Source organism: Shewanella surugensis, assembly GCF_023284005.1.
In the GTDB taxonomy this organism is placed as follows: domain Bacteria; phylum Pseudomonadota; class Gammaproteobacteria; order Enterobacterales; family Shewanellaceae; genus Shewanella; species Shewanella surugensis.
The window spans coordinates 1-4,609 of sequence record NZ_JAKIKS010000214.1; the positions used below are offsets into that span (position 1 = coordinate 1).

Annotated in this window: 1 protein-coding gene and 3 pseudogenes; 1 reads left to right on the forward strand and 3 read right to left on the reverse strand. The window is 38.6% G+C overall.

The genetic code is table 11. The annotated features are described in order from the left end of the window. Window positions 1-1,275: 1,275 nt before the first annotated feature. From L2764_RS25810 to L2764_RS25820, 3 genes and pseudogenes are all read right to left on the reverse strand, one after another. A pseudogene (locus L2764_RS25810) lies at window positions 1,276-1,629 on the reverse strand (transposase); the annotation flags it as partial. Between the two features lie 138 nt (window positions 1,630-1,767). Continuing rightward, window positions 1,768-2,466 (reverse strand): T3SS effector SopD family protein, encoded by a 699-nt coding sequence (locus tag L2764_RS25815; protein WP_248943221.1) that lies wholly within the window; start codon window positions 2,464-2,466, stop codon window positions 1,768-1,770. 193 nt (window positions 2,467-2,659) lie between these two features. Beyond that, window positions 2,660-3,109, reverse strand: a pseudogene (locus L2764_RS25820) (IS3 family transposase); the annotation flags it as partial. Window positions 3,110-3,202: 93 nt separating this feature from the next. Here L2764_RS25820 and L2764_RS25825 point away from each other — a divergent pair. Next, window positions 3,203-4,181: pseudogene (locus L2764_RS25825) on the forward strand (transposase). Window positions 4,182-4,609 lie beyond the last annotated feature (428 nt).

Here is a 4,609-nt window from a genome sequence, read left to right on the forward strand (position 1 = left end):
GATAATTCATATGCTAATGATAGTTATACAAAAATTTCGATATTGATACAAGTTCTATATCATTGGTAATGTAAAAAATATCAAAGATTAAATATTAACCTAATTGTTGGTGATTTTATACTCAGGTACTTATTTGAAGCCATTTCAATTGCAAAGAAAGAAAACTCGGTATATTTCAAAAGTACTAATCATGAAGGGAAGGACAGTAAAGACATGAACTTTGAAGGTTATTATAAAGGTAAAACATTAAATATTGATCTTATTACTTATTGGAATGTTTAAGGTTTAAATATTAGTAATTCCATATATTAAAATAAGATGAAAGGTATATGGGCTGCCATTGTTAACTTTCTAAAATCAGGCTGGTGTATTTGATGGGAATAAAGTAAATTAATCCGTTATTAATAGCTAATACAGTATATGGCGAATTTAACCCGCAAGTGCAACACTCGCTTATGCCGCCTGACGTAGCTTTTCAAATGCTACTTTAGGCTGCTTATAACCAAGACACTTTCTTGGCCTTAAGTTCAGCCGCTCTTGAACTGCCTGAACTTCTTTCTCCGGAATAGACATAGACATATATGGACGCTTCCTTATAGTCAAGCTTGTTTTGAACGTAGAGATCTAGCCAGGGCCATAATAGGCCTTGGTGATAGAAGAGCATTTCCTTATCTTATTTGCTTAGTTTAATCGTATCGATGCTGGCTACTTATGCTCGCTCAAGCCGGTTGTACTGACATCGCTTTATAATGAGAGAGGCTGGCTTAGACGTTTTATTGCGTCCTTAATGCTTCCATTGAACTAACAGTAACGGCTAACAAGGGGAATTTCAGACACCTAAAATATTCAAACCGGAGCAGCACACTGCTTTTGCTTTTCATTCCCCATCGAAGTTGCCGAAAGTATTTTATCAGTCATCGTGTGAGTGAGGTACGGATGCCGAGATAGCCTTAGTTGAATCAGGGATGATGAATCTGAGGCGATAGCGATGACTGTTAATAAAATATTGAGGTGCTTAACTTCGCAAGGGGCGGCAAAGGTGTTCCAAGAGGGGATTGCTGTAGCTCCCCTTTTGGCCCAGTGTGGATGGGAGTCCACGCTCTTCTATTAAGCGAAGCTTAATATCCAACCCCTTATGTGAGTGGGCACTCACGACCTTACCCCGCTGGAAGCGATAAGCACTAATAAGGTTAAAGTTTACAACAAACCTACCGAATACAAATGGCGTAATTTAGACACCCAGTGCGCCGAGATAAATCGGTAGAAGATTGGAGGTGAAATTCCTCTCAAATAGATCCATGGGATCAGTTCTTCAATATTTTTTGTCCGTTTTAAATAGGGCGGGATCAAGGCACTATTGAATTTAACGCCTTCCTTTTTTCGGTCCCTGACTTTAGGGACTTTGACATCAATATCATCAAGGCCTGTTTGGATAGTACGCTCAGGCTGGTAACCATTTTTGACGATTCGCTGAAGCCCTTCGACGGTCTCATTCTGATAGTGGGCTAGCAAGGTCGCCAGTTCAGCTTCTATCGCTTGGGCTAACAGCTGCTGAGCGCCTTTTTTTAATATGTCTTCTAACGGATTGACTGGTGTCTCAATGGAAATAACATTATCATTTTCACTCATTGCGATGTCTCTCTGGTTAATTGTTGAACCGCCAAGATCAATTAACAGGTTACATCGCAATGCCTTTTTCTCATACACCAGAAATGACTATAGCTCCTCGCTTTAGAGCGCTTACTGCTTTGAAATTGACATCCATTTTTAAGGATGTGACTTCACATATTCGTATGCTAAATTCATATGATAAATGTTAGATTCCCTCAGGTCACTCATGTTAAACTGATCAAAGTAAAAAAGATTACCGGTTGTGTTCACAGAATAGAACAGTTCGGATATCTGTTTACCTTGTTCGCTATTTCTCATAAAATATTCACATACTGCCATTTTATCATCCCCATCTATTGGGCTTTCATCACCTCCTATCGCATCAAGATTAATAGGTTCTCCTCCCGAATTTAGATGTTTACTCATAAAGTCAGCTTTATTGTCCATGCAAAACAAATAAGCCTCTTCGACGAAATTAAACAGTAACGGTTCACCATTACGATCTTTTATTTGTTTAACAACATCACAAAACTTTTCAGATTTAATGACGACATCATTTATTGTAAAAGTGATATTTCCATATATATCGTAATCTGGTCTGAAACCAAATCGATCTACGAAAGCACTTCCTGCACAACTTTTTAGTGAATTAAACATTTCTAGAGTATTTTGATTGTCACACCCATGAATAATGTCATAAAGTTCATTTAGTGCATCATACATTGTATTACTTCTAAAGAAATCTTTAATCTGATCCCATATACTTATATGACATATTTCACTTTTCTCTAAATCCAGCATAGAGTTTATTCGAGCATCATCAATTTTACTTACAAAAGGTAACGATACAGCCATGGTTATATCCTATATAATAAAATTTTTATTATTATTCCAGAAGTACAAGTTCACTTATACAATAAATGGAATTTTCTATAAGAAAACAACATGAACTATAGTCGATGATAAAAATATCAGAGCTATTGTCAAATCTGCTGTATGAGCACATCTTGACCTGGTCAACTAAATTCGGTCACCCTAGTTAAGTTGGTTAAGCTACCTTTTTTAACTCTCTCTCTTTACACTCAAATTCATTAGGACTTTGGTAGCCAAGGTATGAATGCATTCTTTGGCTGCTGTACCACATCGTGATGTAATTCATTATATCTTGCTGAGCTGCATAGCGTGTTTGATAATTACGCCAATGCACGCGCTCTTGCTTTAAGTTTCCAAAGAAGCTCTCTGCTACAGCATTATCCCAACAACAGCCTTTCTTGCTCATACTACCTACAAACCTGTGCAGCCTCAGTATTCGTCGATATTGGTGACTAGCATATTGAATGCCTTGGTCTGAATGTACTATCAAACCAGCTTTCGGTTTTCGTTGCCACATAGCCATGGTTAATGCATCACAAACGAGCTGAGCTGTCATTCTCGTTCCCATACTCCAACCCACAACTTTACGGGAATATAAGTCTATGACTATTGCTAAATAGACATAGGCACCCATAAATAGACATAGACACCCATCATTAATGGCATATTTTAAATCCTCCGACTAAGCTTTATGGACTAGTAGATGCTGGAGGTTGCTATGCCACGTCCAAGAAGAACCCTGATCAGCATAGAAGACACACCTTATTACCATTGTTGTAGCCGTGTAGTGCGGCGGGCTTATTTATGTGGTGATGATAAATACACGGGTAAAAACTATGACCATCGTCGTGGTTGGGTTGAGTCGCAACTCCTTAAGTTAACAGAGGTCTTTGCTATTGATGTCGCGGCTTATGCAGTGATGAGTAATCATCTGCATGTCGTACTGTATATTGATGTTGCTAAAGCCAATAGCTGGTCAGATAGATAAGTGGTTGAGCAGTGGCATCAGTTATTTAACGGTACTCAAATCACTCGTGACTTTACCAAAGGTGAAGTGATCGATGCACATCAAGTGACTCAGTTAAAACATCAAATTGCTATTTACCGTTCACGGCTCAGTGATATTAGTTGGTTTATGAGATGTCTTAATGAACCGATAGCGAGACAAGCCAATGCTGAGGATAACTGCACAGGCCACTTTTGGGAAGGCCGCTTTAAAAGCCAAGCATTATTAGATGAAGCAGCGGTTCTTGCTTGTATGGCCTATGTTGAACTGAACCCTATTCGTGCAAAAATAGCGAGTACGCCAGAGCAGTTGGACTACACTAGCCTAAAGTTACGTGTTGAAGCTGCATTAACGGGTAAGCAGCCTAAACGACTGCTACCTTTTGTTGGCAATGAACGTCAACATCAACCCAAGGGCATTGTATTCGGACTGAAAGACTATCTTGAGCTGGTTGATGAAACAGGCCGAATTATCCGAAATGATAAACGGGGAGCGATATCTGCGAATGCAGAGCAGATATTGAATAGACTCAATATTCCAGCTGAAAATTGGCTAAAAATCATCACAGAGTTTGGGGACATTGTTTCATGGTCCTGTGGGTACGCTACAAGAGCTAAGCCGTTATTGTGAACACTTAGATAAACGACGACGGCACTTTTCAAAGTGTTGTCAGTTTATGCCAGTAAACTAGCTTCCGACCTGTTACTCGAAGACCATCGACCTCTGTTAATCAACTGAGTCGTTATTTAACACCTTAAAACCCATAAATATCTTCCAAATCAATCATTTTTCTAGTTCGTTATCAACTGTAATTCAGACACCCACAATTATTTTTCGCATTTTCAAGGCTGGTGTATCTAACTGAAACATGATAAATATTATATAATACAGTATATTAGCTATGCACATTATTTTGAAAAAGAGTGCTGGTTTGATGTGGTAATCGAGCATGCGCACGAGCTATAGTCGTTTCTGGTGTATGAGGATAAAGCATTGCGATGTTCCTTTTGTTAATTGATCTTGGCCGATCAACAATTAACAAAAGGAACATCGCAATGACTAAAAATGATAATGTTATTTCTATTGAGACACCAGTCAATCCGTTAGAAGAGCTATTAA

Coding starts and splice junctions, on each gene's coding strand:
- L2764_RS25815 (WP_248943221.1), bottom strand. CDS start 2,466: ATGGCTGTATCGTTACCTTTTGTAAGTAAAATTGATGATGCTCGAATA.